We start from the raw sequence: 23428 nt of genomic DNA on the forward strand, positions 1-23428 counted from the left end.
GGCAGGCTCTGGACCCTCCCGGCCGCAGGAGGCAGGGTGTCGCGGCAATCGCCGGGAGGAAGCCGCCATGATCCATCACCGCATCGCCGATTTCACGGATGCCTATGCCAATACGAAATACATCGCGGGTGGCGATCGTTATCCCGCGCTCTGGGCCGAGCGCGCTGCATCCTGGCGTGAAAAGGCAAGCGGGCGGTTCATCATCCTGCGAAAGCGGGCCTATGGCCCGCATGAGCGCAACCACTACGATCTGTTTCTGCCAGAGGGAACGCCACGCGGTCTCGTCATCTTCGTGCATGGCGGCTACTGGATGAGCCTGGATCCTTCCTTCTGGTCGCATCTCGCAGAAGGGGCTGTGTCGCGGGGCTATGCGGTGGCAATGCCCGGCTATGTCCTGTGTCCCGAGGTGAGGATTTCCGACATTTCCCGTCAGGTGGCGGAAGCGATCTCCCATGCGGCGGCGCTGGTGGAAGGGCCGATCCATCTGTCGGGCCATTCCGCCGGGGGCAATATCGTCACCCGCTTGATGGCCGCAGGATCACCGCTGCCCGAGACGGTGCAGGAGCGGGTCGCTTCTGTCCTGTCGATCTCGGGCCTGCATGACCTGCGGCCGCTGCTTGCGACACAGATGAATGCGACCCTTCGCCTGGATGCGGCGGAGGCGGCGGCCCAAAGCCCGGTTCTGCTTGCGCCGCGCGGACGATTCATGCTCGCGACATGGGCAGGGGGAGCGGAGCGGTCGGAGTTTCTGCGCCAGTCCGCTCTGTTGTCCAACATATGGACGGGATTCGGCATCAGTACCGCCAATCATGTGGCGCCGGACAGGCACCACTTCAACGTGCTCGATGCGCTGGAGAAGCCGGAGAGCGCATTGACACGCGCTCTCCTCTCCGTCTGACGTCAGGCGACGCCGGTGGTTTCGAGGAACGGATAGTCGGTATAGCCCTCGCGGCCGCCGCCGTAGAACGTCTTCTGATCAGCGGCGTTCAAGGGGGCATCGCTCTTCAACCGTTCGACCAGATCCGGGTTCGCGATGAAGAGCTTTCCGAAGCTCACCATGTCCGCGCGCCCGCTTTCCACGGCGTCGATTGCCGTCTGCCGGTCATAACCATTGTTGGCCATATAGACGCCATCGAACCGTTCGCGCAGAGCTGCGATCTGATCCGCAGGCGCATCGTCACGCGGACCGCCCGTCATGCCTTCGACCACATGCAGGAAGGCGACGCCATGACGGTTCAGCGCATCGACCGCCAGCCCGTAGGTGCCCGGCACATCGCTGTCGAGCGGTGCGTTGTTCGCCTTGGCCCAGGGGCTGAGCCGGACGCCGACCCGGCCCGCGCCGATCTCCGCCACCACCGCCGCGACGACTTCGTCAAGGAAGCGCACGCGGTTCTCCGCACTGCCGCCATAGGCGTCGGTACGGGTGTTGACGGCGTCTCTGAGGAACTGGTCGAGCAGATAGCCGTTCGCGGCATGGATCTCGACCATGTCGAAGCCCGCGTCACGGGCGTTGCGGGCGGCTTTCACGTAATCGGCTACGATGCCGGGGATTTCATCTGTCCGCAGGGGGCGGGGTGTGCTCGTCGGTACGAAACCCTGCCCGTCGTAGGTGCGTGAGCCGGAGGGAATGTCTGACGGGCCGACCGGATCCTGGCCATCCGGTTGCAGCGCAGGAATGGACACGCGCCCGACATGCCAGAGCTGCGCAGCGATGTGGCCGCCATTCGCATGGACGGCTTCGGTCACGCGCTTCCAGCCCTCCACCTGCGCGGCGCTGTAGATGCCGGGGGTGAAGGCATAGCCCTTGCCCTGCGGGGAAATCTGCGTGCCCTCGCTGATGATGAGGCCAGCAGTGGCGCGCTGGGCGTAATACTCCGCGTTCATCTCGCGTGGGATATCGCCTTCGGGCAGCGCGCGGTTGCGGGTGAGGGGGGCCATCGCGATGCGGTTCGGCAGGGTGATATCCCCGACCTTGATCGAGGTGAACAGCTTTGGTTCCGTCATTGGGAGGTCTCCTTCTGCGGTTGAACTGACGCAGAAGAGGAAACTGGGGTCCTGCACCGGAGAGTTCAACCCGATCTGCGTTCATCCAGGATTTCCAGAAACGCGGCTCCGAAGCGGTCGAGCTTCTGGGGGCCGAGGTGACCCACCGCATCCAGATCCCTGAGCGTGCGAGGCCGCGCCTGTGCTATGCGGCGGAGAGCGCTGGCTGTCAGGCTGAGCGGCTTTTCCGTCCCGTCCCCGCGCCCCAGCGCGCGTTGCGCTTCCGCCAGCCGGTCGAAAACATCCGCGGCCCCCGTGCCCGCCAGCCTGCGCCGTTGAGGATGCACAGGCTCCGCGCGTTCGTCATTCAATACGGCCAGAAAGGCGGGGCCATAGCTTTCGAGCTTCTTTGCGCCGACCCCGCTCACGCCGGCCATCTGATCCAGTGTGCCGGGGCGGCGCTCTATCATCTCGATCAGTGTCTTGTCCGTGAAGATCACGTAGGCAGGTACGCCCTGCGCCTCCGCAAGCGCCCGTCGCTTGGCCTTGAGCGCGGAGAGGAGCGGCGCGTCCTCCTCCGCGACCAGCGCCTTGGCGACGGTCTGCGGCCGCGCGCGGCGCAGAAGGTCGCGCCGGAGCATCACCGGCGCCTCTCCCCGCAGCACGGGGCGGGCGATTTCTGTCAGGCGCAGCGCGCCGTGGCGGGACGGGTCTGGCCGCACCAGATCCCGGCCCATCATCTGACGGAAGACCGCGCCCCAGCCGGCCGTATCGAACTCCCGCCCGACGCCAAAGGTCGGCAGGGCATCATGGCCGCGTTCCTTGACCTTGGGCGTGGCCCGGCCTGTCAGGATGTCGGTCAGATGGCCGACGCCGAACCATTCGCCGGTGCGCAGGATGGCGGAAAGCGCCTTGCGAACCGGCTCCGTGCCATCGAACACCTCCGGCGGGGTTTCACACAGGTCGCAGTTGCCGCAAGGCTCCGCATTCTCCCCGAAATAGCCGAGCAGCACCTGCCGGCGGCAGCCGAGCGCCTCCGCCAGCCCGAGGAGCGCGTTGAGCCGGGCGTGATCGGCGGCCTTGCGTTCATCCGGGGCGACCCCTTCGTCGATCTGCGTGCGGCGGAAGCGGATGTCGTCCTGTCCGAAAAGGGTCAGCGTCTCTGCCGGGGCACCGTCGCGGCCCGCGCGCCCGATCTCCTGATAATAGCCCTCAACGGATTTGGGCAGGTCGGCGTGGGCGACCCAGCGGATATCCGGCTTGTCGATCCCCATGCCGAAGGCGACCGTTGCCACGACGATCAGCCCGTCCTCCTGCTGAAAGCGTGTTTCCACCTCCCGCCGGTCATCCGCCTCCATCCCGCCGTGGTAGTGGCAGGCCGGGTGGCCCGCCTCGCGCAGCGCGGCTGCGAGGGCCTCGGTCTTGGCGCGCGTGCCGCAATAGACGATCCCCGACAGGCCCCGCCTTGCCTCGGCAAACGTGAGGATCTGGCGGCGCGGCTGGTCCTTGGGCTGGAATGCAAGATGGATGTTCGGGCGGTCGAAGCCGCGCAAGAAGGTTTCGGGCCGTTCGCCATCGAAGAGGCGGGCGACGATTTCCTCCCGCGTCTCCTCATCCGCCGTGGCGGTGAAGGCGGCGAGCGGCACGCCGAGCCGCCGGCGCAATTCTCCGATCCGCAGGTAATCGGGGCGAAAATCGTGGCCCCACTGGCTCACGCAATGCGCCTCGTCCACCGCTATGAGCCGGGTGCCGATCCGCTGGAGAAGCCCGAAGGTTCCGCCCGAGGCCAGCCTTTCCGGCGCCATGTAGAGAAGCTTCAACCGCCCCTCGTCCAGCGCGGCAAAGACCTCCTCCGTCTCCTCCTCCGTATTGCCGGAAGTGAGCGCGCCAGCCTCCACCCCCGCCGCCCGGAGCGCGCGGACCTGATCCCGCATCAGCGCGATGAGAGGGGAGATGACGACGGTCACCCCCTCCCGGCAAAGCGCGGGAAGCTGAAAGCAGAGCGACTTGCCACCGCCGGTCGGCATGATGGCGAGCGTATTTCGCCCGGCCAGCACCGCCGCCACGATCTCCGCCTGCCCGGGCCGGAAGCTCGGGAATCCGAAGACGGAGGCGAGAACCGCCTCCGGTGAGGGCGCGGGCGCTGTCATCTCAGTAGAAGGCGGAGGCGTTGTTCAGCAGGATGATCCTGAGTGCATAGATCGCCACCAGCACCAGCAGCGGCGCGAGATCGAGCCCGCCCATCGCGGGCAGGATGGAGCGGACCCGTGAGTAGATCGGCTCCAGCAGCCGGTTCAGCCCATCCCAGATGGAGGCGACCAGCGGTTGTCGCAGGTTCAGCACCTGAAAATTTATGAGCCAGCTCATGATGACATGGGCGATGACGATGAACCAGACGATGTCGAGGATCAGGAGCAGGATCTGGAGAAGCGAAACCATCTGGAAACCGCATTGTGGCGTGAGAACACCAGAGGTAAAGCGCCAGCCCCCGGCGCGCAACCGCTTCCGCGACGTTTCGCTTGACCGCGACGACCTGACCCGGGCAAGCGGGCGGCATGTATCCGCTCCGCCGCTTCACCTGCGAACTGCTCCGCGCCCGTCGCCAGCCCCGGCTCGGGCCCTATGACACGCATGTCTGCCACCTGCGGCTCATGCCCTGGGACATGGACCCTTGGCGGGAGCTGAACAACGGGCGGACGCTGACGCTTTATGACATCGGGCGTATATCCCTGGCGCAGCGGACGGGAATGCTCGACGTGCTGCGCCGGAACCGCTGGGGGATCACCGTCGCGGGCAGCACGACCCGCTACCGCCGCCGCGTGACGGTATTTCAGAAGGTGGAGATGCGGAGCCGGTTTCTTGGCTGGGACGAGCGGTTCTTCTACATCGAGCAAAGCATGTGGCGCGAGGGCGAGTGTACCAGCGGCGTGCTGATCCGCGGCGCGCTGCTCGGGGCTGGCAAGCTGCTTCCGCCCGCGTCGTTCATCGCCGCAACCGGCTGGGGTGCGCCGCCGCCGCTGCCCGACTGGGTGCTGGCCTGGGGCAAGGCGGATGCAACGCGGCCCTGGCCACCGCAGAGCTAACTCTGTGCTGACTGTTCTCTCCTGGCCGTAGAGGGTTCGGCCCTTCGGAGGTTCAGATGCGATCACGCGGTTTGGCCGCGTCCGTTCCGTTGGTCGCCGAAAACGCGAGTGTCGTGACAGTGGTGCTTCTCACCCGTTTGGGTCGTCAAGCTCAGGACCGCGCGCCGCATGCCACAGTTTCATCGATAGGGCCATGTGTGAAGAAGGCCGCGAGCCTGGCTTGCCAGAAAGACAGGTCGCTGGTTCCGGGCACGGCGCCGGGCCGGTGGTCGCGAGGGCGGCATGGCAACCGGGCCGATTCCAATTTCGGGCCTCCGGTTCCAAGGCGTTGCGATCCCCGGCTCGTGCCGGACAACTCCGAAAGGCGCGGCCCTCGCGCCGGCACGGGGCTTGCGATCCAACGGAGGCCGGGTCTAATGCCGCGGGGCTCGTTCCTTGTCGAGCAGATCACTTGGCGACGGGAGCGGAATTTGCCGAATACGACAGACGACGCAGCAGCCAAGCGGCGCATCTGGGGCTGGTTCTTTTTCGACTGGGCAAGCCAACCCTATGCAACGCTGCTGCTGACCTTCATCTTCGCGCCCTACATCGCGTCGCTGCTGGGTGACGGAAGCCGGGCGCAGGCGGTCTGGGGCTTCGGTGTGGGCCTTGCGGGGGTGGTGATCGCGCTTCTGGCGCCCCTGCTTGGCGCGGTGGCGGACAAGGGCGGTCGGCGGATCGGCTGGGTTGCGGCATTCTCGGTCCTTTACGTTCTGGGTGCGGCTGGCCTGTGGTTCGCGGCGCCGGGCGATCCGAATCTGACCTTCGTGCTGCTGTCCTTCGGCCTCGGTCTGATCGGGATGGAGCTTGCCACGATCTTCACCAACGCCATGCTGCCGGATCTCGGCACCCGGGAGCAGATCGGGCGGCTCTCCGGCTCCGGCTGGGCGTTCGGCTATGTGGGCGGAGTTCTTGCCCTGATCCTGATGCTCGCGTTCTTCGCGGAAGGCGAGGGGGGCAGAACCCTCCTCGGTCTTCCCCCGGCCCTCGGGCTGGACCCCGCGATGCGGGAAGGAACGCGCTTCGTCGGCCCCTTCACGGCGCTGTGGTACGTGATCTTCATGGTGCCGTTCTTCCTCTGGGTGCGGGAGCCGCCGCGCGCTCCCGGCCGGGGTCTCCCTCGCACAGCGACAGAGGCGATGAGGGAGGCGATGAGAGATCTGCGCCAGACCCTCCGCCGTCTGCCGGGACGGCGGAGCATGCTGGCCTTCCTGCTGTCATCCATGTTCTATCGCGATGCCCTGAACGGGTTCTACGTCTTCGGCGGGATCTATGCGGTGGGCGTGCTGGGCTGGCCGGTGCAGTTCGTGGGGGTTTTCGGCATCCTCGCTGCAATCTTCGGCGCGGTCTTTGCGTGGATCGGCGGGCTGGCGGACAGCCGCTTCGGGCCGAAGCCGGTGATCGTGGCCTCTCTTCTCGTGATGATCGCGGTCGGGGGGGCGGTGATGAGCATCTCGCGCGACAGCGTGCTTGGCCTGAGCATCGGGCCGGGGTCTTCCGTGCCGGATATGGCCTTCTTCCTCGTCGGTTGCATCATCGGTGCCGCGGGCGGCATGCTGCAATCGGCCAGCCGCACCATGATGGTCCGGCAGGCGGAACCGGGCCGGATGACGGAAGCCTTCGGGCTTTACGCGCTTACCGGCAAGGCAACGGCGTTTATTGCGCCGCTTGCCATAGGATTCGTCACGGCGATGAGCGGAAGCCAGCAGATCGGCATCCTTCCCGTTATCGTGCTTTTCCTAATGGGATTTCTGCTGCTACTCTGGGTCGATCCCGAAGGTGAGCGGACGGTTTGAACTCCACGATCAGAGCCATGCTGTTTTCTGTCCTGGCGGCCCTTGCGGCTTCGCCGGCCGTTGCGGAACAGAAGGCCTACCAGTTTTTCGGCGCTGCGGCGCGCCCCTCCGCACAGGTGGCGGCGCCGATCGGCAGCTATGCCAAGGGTTGTGCGTCGGGGCTGGTGCCGCTGCCGGAAACCGGTCCGACATGGCAGGCGATGCGGCTCTCCCGGAACCGCTACTGGGGCCAGCCGGAGATGATCCGGTTCCTTCAGGAACTGTCGGCCGCGGCCACTCAGGTGGGTTGGCCCGGCCTCTATATCGGCGACATCAGCCAGCCGCGGGGCGGCCCGATGACCTCCGGTCACGCCTCTCATCAGATCGGTCTGGATGCAGACATCTGGATGCTGCCGCCCTCCCGCCTGACGTTGACCCAGACGGAGCGGGAAAACATCAGTTCGATTTCGGTCCGCACGGCGGATCAGAAACGCGTGAACGGGAACTTCACGCCTGCCCATGCGGCGCTGCTGCGCGCGGCGGCGTCCGATCCGCGGGTGGACCGGGTTTTTGTCGCGGCGGCGGTGAAGATCGAGATGTGCCGCACCGCGAAACGGTCGGATGCGGCATGGCTTCAGAAGATCCGGCCCATCGCCGGGCATAACACGCATTTCCACGTCCGGCTGAAATGCCCGCGTGGGTCGCGCGCCTGCGTGACGCAGACGCCAACGGTCGACGAGCTGTCCAAGGGGGGGAGCGGCTGCGACGATACGTTGGCATGGTGGGTGACGGATTACCTGAATCCACCAAAGCCCAAACCGGGCGAGAAGCCCGCCCCGCGCCCGCGCGGTCCCCGTGACTTTACAATGGCAGACCTCCCCGCCCAATGCTCAAACGTTCTGGCATCGCGCTGATCGCTGCGCTTCTCATCGCTCCTTCCGTGCTGGCGGAATCGGTCACCAGCCGGCTGGATTTCGTTGGCAGCTTCCGCTGGCGGATCGAGGATCCGGCCTTCGGCGGTTTCTCCGCCATCGAGGTGAAGGATGACGGCGAGGGGTTCTATGCGCTCTCCGACCGGTCGTCGCTGGTGGAGGGGCGGTTCGAGAGGGACGAGAAGGGGCGGATCACCAGCGTCACCTCCGGCCCGGTGACGCCGCTCACCCTGAAAGGCGGCAAGCGGGCCAAACTGGACTCCGAGGGGCTGGCGCTCAGCCCGGATGGCACTTTATGGATATCAGAGGAGACCCGGCACCGGGTCTATGGCTCCCGCACGCCGGGGCAGGAGCTTGTGCCTTTGCCACCCGTTCCGGGGAGCGAGAAGCTTATCCGCAACAAGAGTTTCGAAGCGCTGGCGATGGATGAGAAGGGTGCGCTCTACACCTTCCCGGAGAACCCGCAGAGCGATACGGAACTGCCCGTCTATCGCTTCAAGAGCGGCAAGTGGACCATTCCCTATTCGCTCCGCCGCGACCCGGAGTGGCTGGCCGTAGCGGCGGACTTCGGTCCGGACGGGCGGCTCTACCTGCTGGAGCGCGGCTTCGGGCGGTTGTCCGGTTTCCGCTCCCGCATCCGCTCCTTCGCTGTGACCGACATCTCCGCCGGTGATGAGCAGGTGCTGTTGCAGACGCCGTTCCGCCAATACGGCAATCTGGAGGGGCTGTCGGTCTGGGAGGACGGGGAGGGTTACCTCGTCTTTACCATGATTTCCGACGACAATTTTCTGCCTCTGCTCCTGAATACGGATATCGTGGAATACCGCTCGCGCGAGGCGCTTGATCGCCACGCGTCAAGGGAGTAAGGGCAGGCGTCCGCGGGATTGCGGGCCAAGTTTCCGCTACCTTGCCAAAACGGACACCCGATATGCGCTCCTCGCTGCTTCCCGGCATCATTGCCATGGCCATCGTCGTCGTGGCCTCGAACATCCTCGTTCAGTTCCTGTTCGGCCAATGGCTGACATGGGGCGCCTTCACCTATCCGCTGGCGTTCTTCGTCAATGAGGTGGTCAACCGGCTTCAGGGGCTGACCGCCGCGCGCAAGGTCGTGTTCTGGGGGTTGGTGACGGGTATCGTCTGCTCCTTCATCGGCACGCAGATCCAGGGGGAGTTCGGCCCGCTCGTCACGCTCCGTGTTGCGATCGGTTCCGCGGTGGCATTCCTGTGCGGACAACTTCTGGATGCAACGATCTTTGACCGGATGCGGCATCAGGCATGGTGGCGGCCGCCGTTCGTCTCCTCTCTGCTCGCGTCCTCACTGGACACGGTGCTCTTTTTCTCCATCGCCTTCTCCGGCTGGTTCGTGGCTATCGAACCCTCCAACGACGTGAGCTGGGCCAATGAAATCCTGCCGCTTCTGGGGGTTGGACCACTGGTTCCGCTGTGGGTATCGCTGGGATGTGCCGATTGGCTTGTAAAAATTGCCCTTTCCTTGATCGTACTGATGCCTTTTCGGGCAATCGTCCGCCGCTACGCTACCGGCACCGCATGATTTCTGTGGACAAATTTTTCGGCTGTGCCACGTTGATCTTCAACGGCAACAGCGAAAGGAGGTGGTCCAGTGTCTAGAGTGATATTGGAGAGAGGTGTCGGGACAGTCAGGGGGGCCGTGATCTGAAGGCAACCCTTCAGGTTGTAATCCCTGATTGGGTTCGGTCCTAACTGGCCCATCTCCGTAGATCTCGCTGGGGCCGCCCTATTCGGGTGGCCCCTGTCAGTTTGTCAAAAATGCTTCGCATCACCGATCATATCGCCATCGCCGACTGGGAGATGACCGAGACGTTCTCCCGTGCTTCCGGCCCGGGCGGGCAGAACGTCAACAAGGTCTCCACCGCTGTCGATCTCCGCTTCGAAGCGGAGCGCAGCCCGCATCTCACGCCGGAGATAAAGGCGCGGCTCCGCCGGCTCGCGGGGCGGCGCTGGACGGCGGATGGCGCCGTTCTCATCCGGGCGGAGGAGACGCGGAGCCAGGCGCGCAACCGGGAAATCGCGCGGGAGCGGCTGGCGGAACTGATTCGCGCAGCCCTCGTTCCCCGCAAGCGCCGGATCGCCACGCGTCCGACGCTCAGCAGTCAGCGGCGTCGTCTGGAGGGCAAGGCGCACCGCAGCACGGTAAAGTCGCTTCGGAGCAACCCTGATGCCGAAGATTGAGCATCTGGCATCCTTTCTCGTGACAGCCCATATTATGGGCGAGTGCCTCTTTGTTACCTTCGTTTCGCCGTGTTTTAGAAGACGGAGCTTTCCCTAACCGCCCCGAGCTTTCAGTATCGGGATCGAGCAGAAAAAGAAGAAACCCATGCGTCCCTTCGGTCTTATCGATGCGTTGAAGGGGGCCATCGGCCCCGGCCTTTCCCGTCCTGCTGAATTGCAGGTGGGAGCACTTTGCTGGCGTGAGAAGTCGGGTAGGCGAGAGTATCTTCTGGTCAATACGCTCAACACCCGGCGCTGGATCGTGCCGAAGGGTTGGCCGATGAAGGGCCGGTCGCTGGCGGAGGCCGCTTCTATAGAAGCATGGGAGGAGGCGGGCGTCCGCGGGCGTCTAGGTGAGCAGCCGATCGGCAGCTATGTCTATGACAAGCTGACGGACACCGGCTTGCCCGTGCGCTGCGAAGTGCAGGTCTTTCCGATCGAAGTGTCGGAACTTGCTGACAGCTACCCGGAAAAACGCAGGCGTGATCGCCGCTGGGTCACGCGGGAAGAGGCAATGAAACTGTTGGGTGAGCCGGATCTCAAAAGGCTGATCGCGACGGTCTGACGGCGCTTCGGGAGAGGATGCATGCCCGGACCTCACGGCCCATCGGAGCCGCCAAATCGCTGGCGCACGCTCGACCGGGATCTGAAGTACATCGGTCGTCTGGAGACAGCCTCCGCCTATGTGTCCCGCCCGCTGATCGCGGGCTCCATCGCGGTGGCCTTCATACTCGTGGCCGGCGGAGCCGCCGTCGCAGTCGGAGGGCGGTCGGATGTCGTCGTCCTGGCCGTTGCGGCTGTGCTGGCAGGTTACATGGCGCTCAATATCGGCGCCAATGACATCGGCAATACCATGGGGCCGGCGGTCGGCGCGAGGGCGATTGGCCTCGGCGCCGCGCTGTTTGCCGCGGCTGTGGCAGAGGCTGCAGGCGCGCTGATCTCGGGTCATGAGGTGGTGGCGACGATATCCGGCAGGCTCCTCCTGTTTGACCAGCCCTCGGAGTCCCGGCAGATCATCCCCGTGATGATCGCAGCATTGGCGGCGGCCTCTCTCTGGATCAACCTTGCGGGATGGCTTCGCGCCCCGGTCTCCACCACGCATGCCATTGTCGGTGCGATTACGGGTGCGGGGGTCAGCGCGGCAGGGCTGGGGGCGGTCGACTGGCCACAGATCGGCATGATCGCCGGGGCCTGGGTGCTGTCTCCGCTGCTCGGAGGAGGACTGGCGGCCGGGTTTCTCGCGCTGGTCGATACGCTCATTTCTGAGCGGGAAGACAAGATCGCCGCTGCGCAACGCTGGCTGCCGATGCTGATGGGCGTGATGGCCGCCGTTTTCAGCGCTTACCTTCTCGCGCGCGCGCTGCCTGCGATCTCCGTGCCCACGGCGTTTCTGCTGGCGGGCTCGGTTGTGGTGGGTGCCGCGACCTGGCTCATCTCCCGGCCTGTGGTCAGGAAAGCGGCCATCGGTCTGGAGAACCGACGCCGGTCGCTGCGGCCGCTGTTCGGGCCTTCGCTTGTCATGGCATCGCTGCTGCTGTGTTTCGCACATGGCTCCAATGATGTGTCGAATGCCATCGGTCCGCTGGTGGCCATCGTGGAGGCATTGGAGCTGGACCAGCGGGATGCGGGGGGGCCGACCTGGACGATCCTGCTGGGCGCGGCGGGCCTGTCGGTCGGCCTCGTGCTCTTCGGAGCGCGTCTCATCCGCATTGTCGGCAGCGAGATTACCCGTCTGAATCCAGTCAGGTCGTGGTGCGTGGCATTGTCCACGGCAGCAACGGTCCTGCTGGCTTCAGCCGCAGGACTTCCGGTCAGCTCCACCCATATTGCAGTAGGCGGCGTCTTCGGGGTCGGATTCTACCGGGAATGGCGGGCGCGCGGGGCACGTCCGCCCCGCGATTCAGCCGCGGCGCCGCCAGAGGTTACCCGGAGGCGGCTCCTGGTTCGCCGGTCGCATGTGCTGACGATTCTCGCCGCCTGGGTCGTGACCGTTCCGCTCTGCGCCACCTTCGCGGGGCTGCTTTATTTTCTCGCCAGCCTGGTGGGCCTTGCCTGACGTCATACGACCACTTCCAGCGGGGTTTGTGCACCGACGCCGAACACCCGCTTGTAGCGCGCGATCTCTTCCTCCGGTCCCATGGCCTTGTTGGGATTGTCCGACAGCTTCACCGTGGGATAGCCGTCGGCGGAGATCGCCTTGCAGACGAGGCTGAAGGGCGCAAGCGCGTCCCCGGGCACCAGTCCGCGGAAGTCGTTGGTGAGCAGGGTTCCCCAGCCGAAGCTTACTTTCACCCGCCCCGCAAACTGTGCGTGAAGCTCCAGGATCTTGTCCACGTCCAGCCCGTCCGAGAAGATCACCAGCTTTTCGCGCGGGTCTTCGCCCCGTTCCTTCCACCATGCGATGGCAGTTTCCGCGCCCTCGGCAGGATCGCCGGAATCGATACGGATGCCGGTCCAGCTCGCCAGCCAGTCCGGCGCATGGGCAAGAAAGCCTTTGGTTCCGAAGGTATCGGGCAGGATGATGCGCAGGTTGCCGTCATGCTCCTCATGCCAGTCCGCCAGCACCTTGTAGGGGGCTTCGGCCAATTCGGCATCATCGCGGGCAAGCGCGGCATAGACCATGGGGAGTTCATGGGCATTGGTCCCGATCGCCTCCACCTCTCGCCGCATCGCGATCAGGCAGTTGGAGGTACCGGTAAAGGTCCGACCCAGCCCCTCCATCATCGCCTGCACGCACCAGTCCTGCCAGAGGAAGGAATGCCGCCGCCGCGTGCCGAAATCCGCGATGCGGAGGCTCGGCACGCCACGAAGCCGCTCGACCTTCTCCCAGATTTTCGTCATCGCGCGGGCGTAGAGCACCTGAAGCTCGAACCGGCCCATCGTCTCCAGCACGGCGCGGGAGCGCAGTTCCATCAGCACGGCGAGCGCCGGGATTTCCCACAGCATCACCTCCGGCCAGGCGCCCTCGAAGGTCAGTTCGTACTGGCCATCGCGCTTTTCAAGCTCATAGGGCGGCAGACGGAGGTTCTCGAACCACTCCATGAAGTCGGGGCGGAACATCTGGCGCTTGCCGTAGAAGGTGTTGCCCCGCAGCCAGGTCGACTCTCCCCGGCTGAGGGAGAGCGAGCGGATATGGTCGAGCTGCTCGCGCAGTTCGCCCTCATCGATCAGCTCCGCCAGACGCACGTCCTTGGAGCGGTTTATGAGACTGAAGGTGACGCGCGCGTCGGGGTTGTTGCGGAAAACCGACTGGCACATCAGCAGCTTGTAGAAGTCCGTGTCGATCAGGGACCGCACGATCGGGTCGATCTTCCACTTGTGATTATAGACCCGCGTCGCGATGTCGACCATGTCACTCCTCCAGTATCACACCCTTGTCGCGCATCTCGTCGATGGCGCGAGCCAGCGACCCGTCAAGGTCTATCCCGCGGCAAGCGCTGTTCAGAACCGTCACCTCGAACCCCAGTGAAGCGCCGTCCACGGCCGAATAGGCCACGCAGAAGTCCGTCGCCAGTCCCACCAGCGTGAGGGACGATACCCCACGGCTTCTGAGATATCCCTCCAGCCCGGTGGGCGTGATGCGGTCATTTTCGAAGAAGGCCGAGTAGCTGTCGATTTCCCGGCGAAAGCCCTTGCGCAGGATCAGGTCGGCCCGATCCGTTTCCAGATCCGGATGAAAGCGCGCTCCTTCGCTGCCCTGCACGCAATGGTCGGGCCAGAGAACCTGCTGCCCATAGACAAGGTCCACGGTTTCATAGGGCGCCTTGTCCGCATGATTGCTCGCGAAGGACGTATGATCGAGCGGATGCCAGTCCTGCGTCAGCACGGTCGTGCCATATTCCCGCAGCAGCCGGTTGACGCGGGGGAGGATCGCATCGCCATCGGTCACGGCCAGCGCGCCGCCGGGGCAGAAATCGTTCTGGACGTCGATGACGATCAGGGCCTTGCTGTCGGTGGTCATGGTCCGTTCCTCCTGGGTCCTAGGGCACGGCGCCTAGAGCATGGCGCCAAGGGCGACGCCTGCAAGAGCAATGATCGCACCGGAGAGCGCGATCAGCACAGGATGCACCTGCTGCGGCTTTGGCTGCGGCGGGGGCGGGTCGGACTGGCGGATCAGGGCATCCTCCACCAATCCGGGAAGCCGGGGGCCGAAACGGGCCATCACGCGGGCTGTCCGGGCAAGATCATGTGCGACGGCCCGCGGGCCGAGGTTCTGGCGGATATAGTCCTCCACCACCGGCTTTGCCGCCTGCCACATGTTGATATTCGGATCGAGCGAGCGTGCCACACCCTCCGTCACCACCATGGTGCGTTGCAGAAGGATGAGTTCCGTCCGTGTCTGCATCCCGAACCGCTCCGTCACGTCGAACAGGTAGGCGAGCAGCCGTCCCATGGAAATGCGCGAGGCGTCCATGCCGAAGATCGGCTCCCCCACGGCGCGAAGCGCACGGGCGAAATCGTCCACCGAACGGTCATGGGGAACATAGCCCGCCTCGAAATGCACTTCTGCCACGCGACGGTAGTCGCGCCGGATGAAGCCGTACAGGATCTCCGCATAGACGCGCCGGGTATATTCGTCGATCCGCCCCATGATGCCGAAGTCATAGGCGATGAGCGTGCCGTCCAATGCGACCTTCAGATTCCCCTGATGCATGTCGCCGTGAAACAGCCCGTCGCGGAGCGCATGGCGCAGGAAAAGCTGGATGACCCGCTCGCCCAGTTCCCTGCGGTCGATGCCCGCCGCGTCGATGGCCGCGATATCGCCCAGCGGAATGCCGTCCACCCAGCCCAGTGTCATCACCCGGCGCGCGGATAAGCCCCAGAACACCTTGGGCACCCTGAAGCCTGCATCACCCGCGGTATTCGCCGCGAATTCGTCCGCGGAAGCGGCCTCCGAGCGCAGATCCAGCTCTCCGGTCACCACGCCGTCGAAATGCCGCACCACATCGGAAGGCCGGAGGCGGCGGGAGGCGGGGGACAACGTCTCGATCACGCTGGCTGCGAAGTAGAAGGCGTCGATGTCGCGGCGGAAGGCGCGTTCGATGCCGGGGCGGGTGACCTTGACCGCGACATCCTCCCCCGTATCCGCGCGCCGGGCATGGTGAACCTGCGCGATGGAAGCTGCCGCGACGGGCGGGGAAAACTCGGAGAACAGCTCCTCCACCGGCGCGCCCAGCTCCTCCGCCACCGTCACCTTGGCGATCTCGGTGGAGAAGGGGGGCAGGCTATCCTGCAGGACGCGGAGTTGCTCCGCCACTTCGGGGCCCACCACATCGGGCCGGGTGGAGAGGATCTGGCCGAATTTTACATAGGCCGGTCCCAGCGCGTTCAGCGCGCGCGCCGCCGGCGGCAGCGACGGGTCGCCCTTGGCTCCCAGCCATGCGAACGGCCAGCCCACCACCCGTGCCAGCAGCCGGAGCCGGGGCGGCGCATCCATTGCGTTCAGCACGATACCCATGGCGCCGGCGCGTTGCAGCGTGGCGCCTGTCTGGATCAGGCGCCAGATATTGTGCGGCCCCCGCACCTAGAGCTTCCACCCCGAATGAAGCGCGGCGATGCCCATGGACAGATTGCGGTACTTGACGTGCTCGAACCCCGCGTCGCGGATCATCCCGGCGAAGGTCTCCTGATCGGGGAACTTGCGGATCGACTCGACCAGATACTGGTAGCTGTCGCGGTCGTTCGCCACGATCTGCCCCATCACCGGGATCACGTTGAAGGAATATCGGTCATAGAGCCATTGCAGCCCCTCGTTCGGGATCTGGCTGAACTCCAGCACCATGAGCCGCCCGCCGGGTTTCAGCACGCGGTAGGCTTCGGAAAGCGCGTCTTGAATGCGCGTCACGTTACGGATGCCGAAGGAGATGGTGTAGACGTCGAAGGCCGCATCCTTCAGCGGCAACGCCATGGCATCGCCCGTCACCCAGTCCAGCCGGTCGGAGAGGGAGGCGGCCTCCGCCCGTTTGCGCCCCTCCACCAGCATGGATTCCGTCATGTCGAGCACAACGGCCTCCGTGTCTCTCGCACGGGAGAGGAAGCGGAAGGAAATGTCGCCCGTGCCCCCCGCCACGTCCAGCAGCCGCTGACCGGGGCGCGGCGCCAGCCAGTCCATCATCGCATTCTTCCACAGCCGATGGACGCCGCCCGACATCAGGTCGTTCATCACGTCGTAGCGGGATGCGACGCGGGTGAACACGCCATGGACCAGTCCGGCCTTCTCCCCCTCCGCCACGGTGCGGAAGCCGAAATGGGTTGTGCTGTCGTTCTGGGCCATGCTTCCCTCCGGGTGCATTGTCGCGGGCTGCCCGCCCGATATAACGCCCCCGACTTGAAGAGGAAGCCGAAAGTGCCTGAACTGCCGGAAGTAGAGACGGTTCGCCGCGGATTGCTGCCGGTGATGGAGGGCCGGCGCATTCTGCGGGCGGAGGTCAACCGCCCCGATCTGCGCTGGCCGCTGCCTGAACGGATGGCGGAGCGGCTGGCCGGGCGACGCGTGGCGGCGCTGCGGCGCCGGTCCAAGTATATCCTGGCCGATCTGGACGGGGCCGATGTGAGCGGGGCAGATCTGGACGGGGGAGAGACGCTGCTGATCCATCTGGGCATGTCGGGCCGGATGCTGATCGCAGAAGCACAGGTCGGAGTGTTCCACCACGCGCTTCCCGCGGCAGAGAAGCACGATCATGTCGTCCTGACCATCGAGGGCGGCGCGCGCATCACCTTCAACGACGCGCGGCGGTTCGGGATGATGGACCTGTGGCCGACCGCCGACCTTGCCGCGCATCCGCTGCTCGCGGGGCTGGGGCCGGAACCGTTCGGCAACGATTTCAACGAGACCTATCTGGCGGAGCGTCTGCGGGGCCGGACGATGCCGGTGAAGGCCGCGCTGCTCGATCAGCGCATCGTGGCGGGGTTGGGCAACATCTATGTCTGCGAGGCGCTCCATGATGCGCTGATTTCGCCCGAGCGGCGGGTGCGCGACATGACGGAGGCGGAGATCGCCAGACTCGTTCCCGTGATCCGCGACGTTCTGACCCGCGCGATCGAGGCGGGGGGATCGAGCCTGCGCGACTATCGGCAGGCGGACGGGGAGCTTGGCTATTTCCAGCACTCCTTCCGCGTCTACGGGCGGGAGGGGCTGCCCTGCCTTCACCCCGGCTGCGGCGGAACGGTGCGCCGGGTCGTGCAATCGGGGCGCTCGTCGTTCTTCTGCCCGGTCTGCCAGCGCTGAGAGCCCTTGATCCGCGGGGGCAGGCTGGTAGGTATGCTCGCCAGCATCAGGATTGGGGAGTGGCGCATGGCCTATGAAACGCTGATCGTCGAGATCGAGGACGGGGTGGAGCTGATCCGGCTCAACCGGCCGGAGGCGCTGAACGCGCTGAACTCGAAACTGCTTGGCGAACTGGCGGAGGCGGTGACGGCGGCCGACAAGGACGAACGCGTCCGTTGCATCGTCATCACCGGCTCGGAAAAGGCGTTCGCCGCCGGGGCCGACATCAAGGAGATGTCGGAAAAGACCTTCGTGCAGATGTATACGGAGAACTTCTTCACCCCGGAGACGGAGCGGTTCTGCAACTGCCGCAAACCGATCATCGCGGCAGTATCCGGCTATGCGCTGGGCGGGGGCTGCGAACTGGCCATGATGTGCGATTTCATCATCGCGGCGGAGACGGCGAAGTTCGGTCAGCCGGAGATCAACCTCGGCGTCATCGCGGGAATCGGCGGCACGCAGCGCCTGACGCGCTTCGTGGGCAAGTCGAAGTCCATGGACATGCACCTGACGGGTCGCTTCATGGACGCGGCGGAGGCGGAGCGCGCGGGCCTCGTCTCCCGCGTCGTGCCGGCCAAGAGCCTGGTGGACGAGGCGATGGCCACGGCCCGCAAGATCGCGGAGAAGTCGCTCGTCACCACAATGGCGGTCAAGGAGACGGTCAACCGGGCTTATGAGACGACGCTCGCCGAAGGTGTGCTGTTCGAGCGGCGCGTGTTCCATGCGCTGTTCTCCACGGAAGACCAGAAGGAAGGCATGGCCGCTTTCCTTGAAAAACGGCAGCCGCAGTTCCGCGATCGCTGATTCACCCTTCCCTTCGGCGGCCGACTCGCTTATAGGCGGCCTCCACATGCGCGTGGGCCCGCTTAGGCATGATTCCGTTCCGCTTCGGCGGAGATTGGGTCTTTGCGCGATCAAACGACAGATCGATAGGATAGAGACCCAATGGCCAATACGCCCCAGTCCAAGAAACGCGCCCGTCAGAACGAAGCCCGCTATGCGGTGAACAAGGCCCGCCGCTCGCGGATCCGCACCTATCTGCGCAAGGTCGAGGAAGCCATCGCTTCCGGCGATCAGACCGCTGCCGCGGAAGCCCTTCGTCTTGCCCAGCCGGAGCTGGCGCGTGGGGTGAGCAAAGGGGTGGTGCACAAGAACACCGCTGCCCGCAAAATGTCGCGTCTCGCGTCCCGGGTCAAAGGACTCGCAGTGGTTGCGAACGCCTGATAATACTTGAATTTCAATGGATTGAGGGGTGTGCCGCGGCGCGCCCCTCTTCCTTTTTGCGCGGCAGGTGTGGCGTTTTTGCGGCGCTGTTACGCGACTGTCGGGATTCGCTGCGACAAAGACCGAGTCAAGGTCGAAGTTCTGTTGCAGCCGGTGAGCACCGCTTGCTAGCTTGGCTGGGCGATTCACATCGTCCTGGGGGGACCTGAGGAAACCCAGGTCGCGTACCGTCGGACCCTTGCTGCCGCTTGGGGTTTCGATTGGAACGGGCGCGACACCGGTTTCCGTTCGGTGGCAGAGAAAACGACTGACCGTGCATTCGGCGCGGCGGTACTCTGTTGCCGGCCTGTCCGATACTGGAGCCTGCTGGCGCAGCCCGTCGGGGCCGGTCCGTCCTTCTGTGGTGAAGGGCGGTTCGGAAGGTGTTTTTCGCGGGAATGTATGTTGTGGCGTACCGCGACTCGCGGTCGGGACGAGTGACCGAGGACGAGATGAAACGCGCCGGAGAGATGATGACGAACGATACTTGGGGACGTGTCCGCGATAACCTCCGTCAGTCGGTGGGACACAACAATTTCGTGACCTGGATTGCGCCTTTGGAATTCGAAGGCGTGGAAGACGGCGTCGCGCTCTTCCATGTGCCCACGTCCTTCCTGGGGGATTGGGTATCGCGCAATTATGCCGATCAGATCCGCCAGCAGATCAGCCTTGCCGGCGCTTCCGTGTCGCGCGTCGAGTTTCGTGTGGCCCCGCGCCGTCCCACGCCGGCGCCCCAACCGATGCAAGGGGAGCAGGCGTCCGCAGGGCAGGGGCACCCGGGACATGCATCCGCGGGACATGAGAGCATCCCGCAGCACAGGCCGCGTAAGCAGGCAGAGCCGCAACCGGCCTTCACTTCCGCGCCTGTCGCACAACCCGCTGCGCCGATGCCGCGGGCGACCGAGGATGGCGAGCTTCCCGGTGCGCCGCTGGACGTGCGCTTCACCTTTGACAGTTTCGTCGTCGGCAAGCCGAACGAACTTGCCCATGCCGCCGCCCGTCGTGTTGCAGAAGGCGGGCCGGCCTCGTTCAACCCGCTGTTCCTGTACGGTGGTGTCGGGCTCGGCAAGACCCACCTCATGCATGCCATCGCCTGGGAGTTGCAGACCAAGCGGCCGGAGCTGAAGGTTCTCTATCTGTCCGCCGAGCAGTTCATGTACCGCTTCATCCAGGCGCTGCGTGAGAAGCAGGTGATGGACTTCAAGGAGATGTTCCGCTCCGTCGACGTGTTGATGGTCGATGACGTGCAGTTCATCGCGGGCAAGGACTCCACCCAGGAAGAGTTCTTCCACACCTTCAACGCGCTGATCGATCAGAACAAGCAGATCGTCATCTCTGCCGACCGCGCGCCGGGCGAGATCAAGGACCTGGAGGAGCGGATCAAGTCGCGCCTGCAGTGCGGGCTGGTCGTCGATGTCCACCCGACGGATTACGAACTGCGGCTCGGCATCCTCCAGCAGAAGACCGAGATCTATCAGGGCCGCTATGGCAATGTGCAGCTCGCCCCCGGCGTGCTGGAGTTTCTCGCTCACCGGATCACGACGAACGTCCGCGTTCTGGAAGGCGCTCTGACCCGGCTTTTCGCTTTCGCGAGCCTGGTCGGCAAGGAAATCACGCTCGATCTCACGCAGGATTGCCTCGCCGACATTCTCCGTGCCAATGACCGCAAGATCACGGTTGAGGAGATCCAGCGCAAGGTTGCGGAATACTACAATATCCGCCTGGCCGACATGATCGCGGCCAAGCGCGTCCGCACCATCGCCCGGCCGCGGCAGGTGGCGATGTTCCTGTCCAAGCAGCTTACCTCCCGGTCGCTGCCGGAAATCGGCCGGCGCTTTGGCGGACGGGATCACACGACGATCATGCATGGTATCCGCAAGATAGAGGAACTGGTGATGATCGACCGCCAGCTTTCCGAGGATGTGGACCTGCTCCGCCGCCTGCTCCAGAACTGACGACGCTTTTCACGCCTGCGGGACCTTCCCCCCCTTGCCTGCCGCTTCCCATGGGCTAAGGTCGGCGCCCCGGCGCCGGTGACTTCGGCGACGGCAGCAGACGGAGCAGGATAATGAAGATCAGCATCGAACGCGGCGCGCTGCTCAAGGCGGTCGGACAGGCGCAATCGGTCGTGGAGCGGCGCAACACGATCCCGATCCTTGCCAATGTGCTGATCGAGGCCGAGGGAGACAGGGTGAGCTTCCGGGCGACCGACCTCGACATCGAGGTGCTGGATTGCGCACCCGCCGAGGTTTCCCGCGCGGGGACGACAACCGTTTCTGCGGTCACGCTGCATGAGATCGTGCGCAAGCTGCCCGACGGCGCGCTGGTCACGCTGACCGACGATCCGACAGCGGGCCGGCTGACGGTTCAGGCCGGGAAATCGACCTTCACGCTGGCGACGCTGCCCAAGGAAGACTTCCCGATGATGGCATCGTCGGAATACGTCTCCACCTTCAAGGCGCCTGCCGCCGTCCTTCGTCGGTTGTTCGACAAGTCGAAATTCGCGATCTCGACGGAGGAGACACGCTATTACCTGAACGGTGTCTACATGCACACGGCAACCTCGGAGGACGGTCCGGTGCTGCGTTGTGTGGCGACAGACGGGCACCGACTCGCGCGGATCGACGCGCCCCTGCCTGTCGGGGCGGAGAACATGCCCGGCGTCATCGTTCCCCGCAAGACGGTGGGCGAGCTTCGCAAGCTTCTGGATGAGGATGAGATGGAGATCACCGTCTCCGTCTCCGAAACCAAGGTACGCTTTGCCACGCCGACGATCACTCTGACCTCCAAGGTCATCGACGGCACCTTTCCGGACTACACCCGCGTCATTCCGCTCGGCAACACGCGGAAGCTGGAGGTGGACGCTGCCGAATTCGCCAAGGCGGTGGACAGGGTCGCGACGATTTCCTCCGAACGCTCCCGCGCCGTAAAGCTCAGCATTGATGAGGATCGGCTCGTCCTCTCCGTCAATGCCCCGGATGCGGGCGCGGCGGAGGAGGAACTGGCCGTGGCCTATGGCGATGAGCGGCTGGAGATCGGGTTCAACGCCAAATACCTGCTGGAGATCGCAAGCCAGGTGGACCGCGAGAATGCGGTGTTTCTGTTCAACTCCTCCGGTGATCCCACGCTGATGCGCGAGGGCGGCGACATGTCGGCGGTCTATGTCGTCATGCCGATGCGGGTCTAGGGCCGCCATCAGCACCATATGGCACGGGTTACCGGCCTTCTGCTGTCCCATTTCCGTTCGCACGCGCTGACCCGGCTGGCCTTCGATGGCCGGCCGGTTGCCCTCTGGGGGGATAACGGCTCGGGCAAGACCAACCTGCTGGAGGCGCTGTCGCTGCTGTCGCCGGGGCGTGGGTTGCGCCGTGCGGGGCCGGAGGAACTGGCCCGGCGCCCCGACGATGTGGGCTGGAAGATCGTCGCCGGCATCGCGAGCGATCTGCCGCATGAGGTTGAGACCTGGGCGGAGGCCGGTGGCACGCGGCAGGTTAGGATCGACGGCAAGGCGGCGCCGCAGGTGACCCTGGCCAGGCTGATGACCGTGCTTTGGCTGACGCCCGCGATGGATCGGCTGTGGTCGGAAGGGGCCGAGGGGCGCCGGCGGTTCTTCGACCGGGTGGCGATGAGTTTCGAGCCGGATCATGCGGAGGCCTCGCTGACCTATGACAAGGCCATGCGGGAGCGCAACCGCCTGCTCCGCGACGGGGTCCACGATCCCTACTGGTATGACGCGCTGGAAGCGCAGATGGCGGAGACGGGGGCCCGGATCACTGCCAACCGGTTTGGCGCGCTTGCCCGGATCACGGCTGCTCAGGCGGAGGCGGAGACGCGCTTTCCCGCTGCCGATCTTACCCTCACTCAGCCCGAAGGCGCGCCGGAGGCCGATGCGGTGGCGCTCGCCCGGCAGTTCGCGGAAGGCCGCCGGCGAGACATGGCGGCGGGACGGACACTGGCCGGGCCACATCGTGCCGATATAGATGCCGTCTGGCGGGAGAAGGGGATGGCTGCCGCGCTCTGCTCCACCGGGGAGCAGAAGGCGCTCCTGCTGTCGCTGATCCTCGCCAATGCCCGTGCGCTGGCGGAGGATACCGGACATCCGCCGCTGCTTCTGCTCGACGAGGCTGCCGCGCATCTGGACCCGGAACGCCGCGCCGCGCTCGCCGAAGAGATCGTGGCGCTCACCGCTCAGGCCTTCCTCACCGGCACGGACCCGGTGTTGTTTGAAAGCCTTGCCGGGCGGGCCAGCTTCTATGCGGTGGAGGCGGCGGAGGGCCGTTCCTCTGTCCAGCAAAGGACCATGCCATGATCCCCGAACGGATTACCCTCGTGACACTCGGCGTCGCCGATCTGGCGCGGAGCAAGGACTTCTATGGCCGGCTGGGCTGGCGACCGGTGGCGGAGCAGGAGGGCATCGCCTTCTATCAACTCCACGGGCAGGCGCTGGCGCTGTTCGGACTGGCGGACCTTGCCGCGGATCAGGGGAGGGCGGGAGCCGCGCTCGGCACCGGGGCGATCACGCTCGCCCAGAACTTCGCCACGGTGGAGGAGGTGAAAGCCGCCTTTGGCGATGCAGTGGCGGCAGGCGCCACGCCGCTCAAACCCCCCGTTGCCACGGAATGGGGGATATTCGGGATATTTCGCCGATCCCGACGGGCATGTATGGGAGCTGGCCCATAATCCGTTCTGGCCGCTGAACGACGATGGCAGCCTGACGCTGCCCGCCTCGCCCGACAGTCTGGACTGACATCGAGCAGGCAGGCGCGCCCCTGCAAAGGGGATTGATCGGCTCTGGACAGATGACGTGCGGCGCCATCCGCGCTATGCCTGTGTCGA

At 65.2% G+C, this 23428-nt stretch carries 22 protein-coding genes and 1 pseudogene; 16 read left to right on the forward strand and 7 right to left on the reverse strand.

Going from position 1 to position 23428, the window contains the following annotated elements; all coding sequences use genetic code 11:
- Positions 1-67: 67 nt before the first annotated feature.
- The gene (locus CN97_RS03530) at positions 68-898 is read left to right on the forward strand and encodes an alpha/beta hydrolase (RefSeq protein WP_035707330.1); all 831 of its coding nucleotides are present in this window, start codon (positions 68-70) and stop codon (positions 896-898) included.
- A gap of 2 nt (positions 899-900) precedes the next feature.
- On the opposite strand, the gene CN97_RS03535 is transcribed toward CN97_RS03530, so the two are convergent.
- The 3 genes from CN97_RS03535 to CN97_RS03545 form a co-directional block, all read right to left on the reverse strand.
- Positions 901-2004 (reverse strand): alkene reductase, encoded by a 1104-nt coding sequence (locus CN97_RS03535; protein ID WP_035707333.1) that lies wholly within the window; start codon positions 2002-2004, stop codon positions 901-903.
- Positions 2005-2069: 65 nt separating this feature from the next.
- On the reverse strand, positions 2070-4133 hold the full coding sequence (recQ, locus tag CN97_RS03540; protein WP_035707336.1) for a DNA helicase RecQ: 2064 nt from the start codon (positions 4131-4133) through the stop codon (positions 2070-2072).
- A gap of 1 nt (position 4134) precedes the next feature.
- Entirely contained in the window at positions 4135-4422 is a 288-nt protein-coding gene (locus tag CN97_RS03545) for a YggT family protein (RefSeq protein ID WP_035707339.1), read from the reverse strand.
- Between the two features lie 116 nt (positions 4423-4538).
- Between CN97_RS03545 and CN97_RS03550 the strand changes: the two genes are divergently transcribed.
- The 8 genes from CN97_RS03550 (at position 4539) to CN97_RS03585 (ending at position 12118) form a co-directional block, all read left to right on the forward strand.
- A complete protein-coding gene (locus CN97_RS03550) occupies positions 4539-5066 on the forward strand; it encodes an acyl-CoA thioesterase (RefSeq protein WP_035707341.1) in 528 nt (175 codons plus the stop codon).
- A 470-nt stretch (positions 5067-5536) separates the two neighbouring features.
- Positions 5537-6901, forward strand: a complete 1365-nt coding sequence (locus CN97_RS03555; RefSeq protein WP_035708273.1) for an MFS transporter — start codon at positions 5537-5539, stop codon at positions 6899-6901.
- Between the two features lie 17 nt (positions 6902-6918).
- Positions 6919-7794 (forward strand): penicillin-insensitive murein endopeptidase, encoded by an 876-nt coding sequence (mepA, locus tag CN97_RS03560; protein ID WP_035707343.1) that lies wholly within the window; start codon positions 6919-6921, stop codon positions 7792-7794.
- On the forward strand, positions 7767-8678 hold the full coding sequence (locus CN97_RS03565) for an esterase-like activity of phytase family protein (protein ID WP_035707346.1): 912 nt from the start codon (positions 7767-7769) through the stop codon (positions 8676-8678). Before mepA ends, CN97_RS03565 begins: the two co-directional genes overlap by 28 nt.
- A 62-nt stretch (positions 8679-8740) precedes the next feature.
- On the forward strand, positions 8741-9364 hold the full coding sequence (locus tag CN97_RS03570; protein WP_035707348.1) for a queuosine precursor transporter: 624 nt from the start codon (positions 8741-8743) through the stop codon (positions 9362-9364).
- Between the two features lie 236 nt (positions 9365-9600).
- Positions 9601-10023: an alternative ribosome rescue aminoacyl-tRNA hydrolase ArfB gene (gene arfB / locus CN97_RS03575; protein ID WP_035707350.1), complete on the forward strand. Its 423-nt coding sequence runs from the start codon at positions 9601-9603 to the stop codon at positions 10021-10023.
- Between the two features lie 145 nt (positions 10024-10168).
- A complete protein-coding gene (locus CN97_RS03580) occupies positions 10169-10627 on the forward strand; it encodes an NUDIX hydrolase (protein ID WP_051910935.1) in 459 nt (152 codons plus the stop codon).
- 21 nt (positions 10628-10648) lie between these two features.
- Positions 10649-12118 (forward strand): inorganic phosphate transporter, encoded by a 1470-nt coding sequence (locus CN97_RS03585; RefSeq protein ID WP_035707352.1) that lies wholly within the window; start codon positions 10649-10651, stop codon positions 12116-12118.
- Positions 12119-12120: 2 nt separating this feature from the next.
- Here the strand turns inward: CN97_RS03585 and pncB are convergent, their stop codons facing one another.
- The 4 genes from pncB to ubiE are packed head-to-tail and all read right to left on the reverse strand — an operon-like array spanning position 12121 to position 16336.
- Positions 12121-13413, reverse strand: coding sequence for a nicotinate phosphoribosyltransferase (pncB, locus tag CN97_RS03590; protein WP_035707354.1), 1293 nt, complete (start codon positions 13411-13413; stop codon positions 12121-12123).
- A 1-nt stretch (position 13414) separates the two neighbouring features.
- Positions 13415-14023: a bifunctional nicotinamidase/pyrazinamidase gene (pncA, locus tag CN97_RS03595; RefSeq protein WP_035707356.1), complete on the reverse strand. Its 609-nt coding sequence runs from the start codon at positions 14021-14023 to the stop codon at positions 13415-13417.
- A 33-nt stretch (positions 14024-14056) separates the two neighbouring features.
- Positions 14057-15586, reverse strand: a complete 1530-nt coding sequence (gene ubiB / locus CN97_RS03600) for a 2-polyprenylphenol 6-hydroxylase (protein ID WP_035707359.1) — start codon at positions 15584-15586, stop codon at positions 14057-14059.
- Entirely contained in the window at positions 15587-16336 is a 750-nt protein-coding gene (gene ubiE / locus CN97_RS03605) for a bifunctional demethylmenaquinone methyltransferase/2-methoxy-6-polyprenyl-1,4-benzoquinol methylase UbiE (protein ID WP_035707360.1), read from the reverse strand. It lies immediately after the preceding gene.
- 72 nt (positions 16337-16408) lie between these two features.
- On the opposite strand from ubiE, the gene mutM reads away from it, so the two are divergent.
- From mutM to CN97_RS03640, 7 genes and pseudogenes are all read left to right on the forward strand, one after another.
- Positions 16409-17290 (forward strand): bifunctional DNA-formamidopyrimidine glycosylase/DNA-(apurinic or apyrimidinic site) lyase, encoded by an 882-nt coding sequence (gene mutM, locus CN97_RS03610; protein ID WP_035707362.1) that lies wholly within the window; start codon positions 16409-16411, stop codon positions 17288-17290.
- Positions 17291-17356: 66 nt separating this feature from the next.
- The gene (locus CN97_RS03615) at positions 17357-18133 is read left to right on the forward strand and encodes an enoyl-CoA hydratase (protein WP_035707363.1); all 777 of its coding nucleotides are present in this window, start codon (positions 17357-17359) and stop codon (positions 18131-18133) included.
- A 141-nt stretch (positions 18134-18274) separates the two neighbouring features.
- Entirely contained in the window at positions 18275-18553 is a 279-nt protein-coding gene (gene rpsT, locus CN97_RS03620; RefSeq protein WP_035707364.1) for a 30S ribosomal protein S20, read from the forward strand.
- A gap of 512 nt (positions 18554-19065) precedes the next feature.
- Positions 19066-20547: a chromosomal replication initiator protein DnaA gene (gene dnaA, locus CN97_RS03625; protein ID WP_035708277.1), complete on the forward strand. Its 1482-nt coding sequence runs from the start codon at positions 19066-19068 to the stop codon at positions 20545-20547.
- A 113-nt stretch (positions 20548-20660) separates the two neighbouring features.
- The gene (dnaN, locus tag CN97_RS03630) at positions 20661-21779 is read left to right on the forward strand and encodes a DNA polymerase III subunit beta (RefSeq protein WP_035707365.1); all 1119 of its coding nucleotides are present in this window, start codon (positions 20661-20663) and stop codon (positions 21777-21779) included.
- An 18-nt stretch (positions 21780-21797) separates the two neighbouring features.
- Positions 21798-22901 carry a DNA replication/repair protein RecF gene (recF, locus tag CN97_RS03635; protein WP_035707367.1) on the forward strand — a complete coding sequence of 368 codons (1104 nt, stop codon included), beginning with the start codon at positions 21798-21800 and terminating at the stop codon, positions 22899-22901.
- Positions 22898-23339: pseudogene (locus tag CN97_RS03640) on the forward strand (VOC family protein). Before recF ends, CN97_RS03640 begins: the two are co-directional and overlap by 4 nt.
- Positions 23340-23428 lie beyond the last annotated feature (89 nt).

The sequence above is a fragment of the Haematobacter massiliensis genome, assembly GCF_000740795.1.
In the GTDB taxonomy this organism is placed as follows: domain Bacteria; phylum Pseudomonadota; class Alphaproteobacteria; order Rhodobacterales; family Rhodobacteraceae; genus Haematobacter; species Haematobacter massiliensis.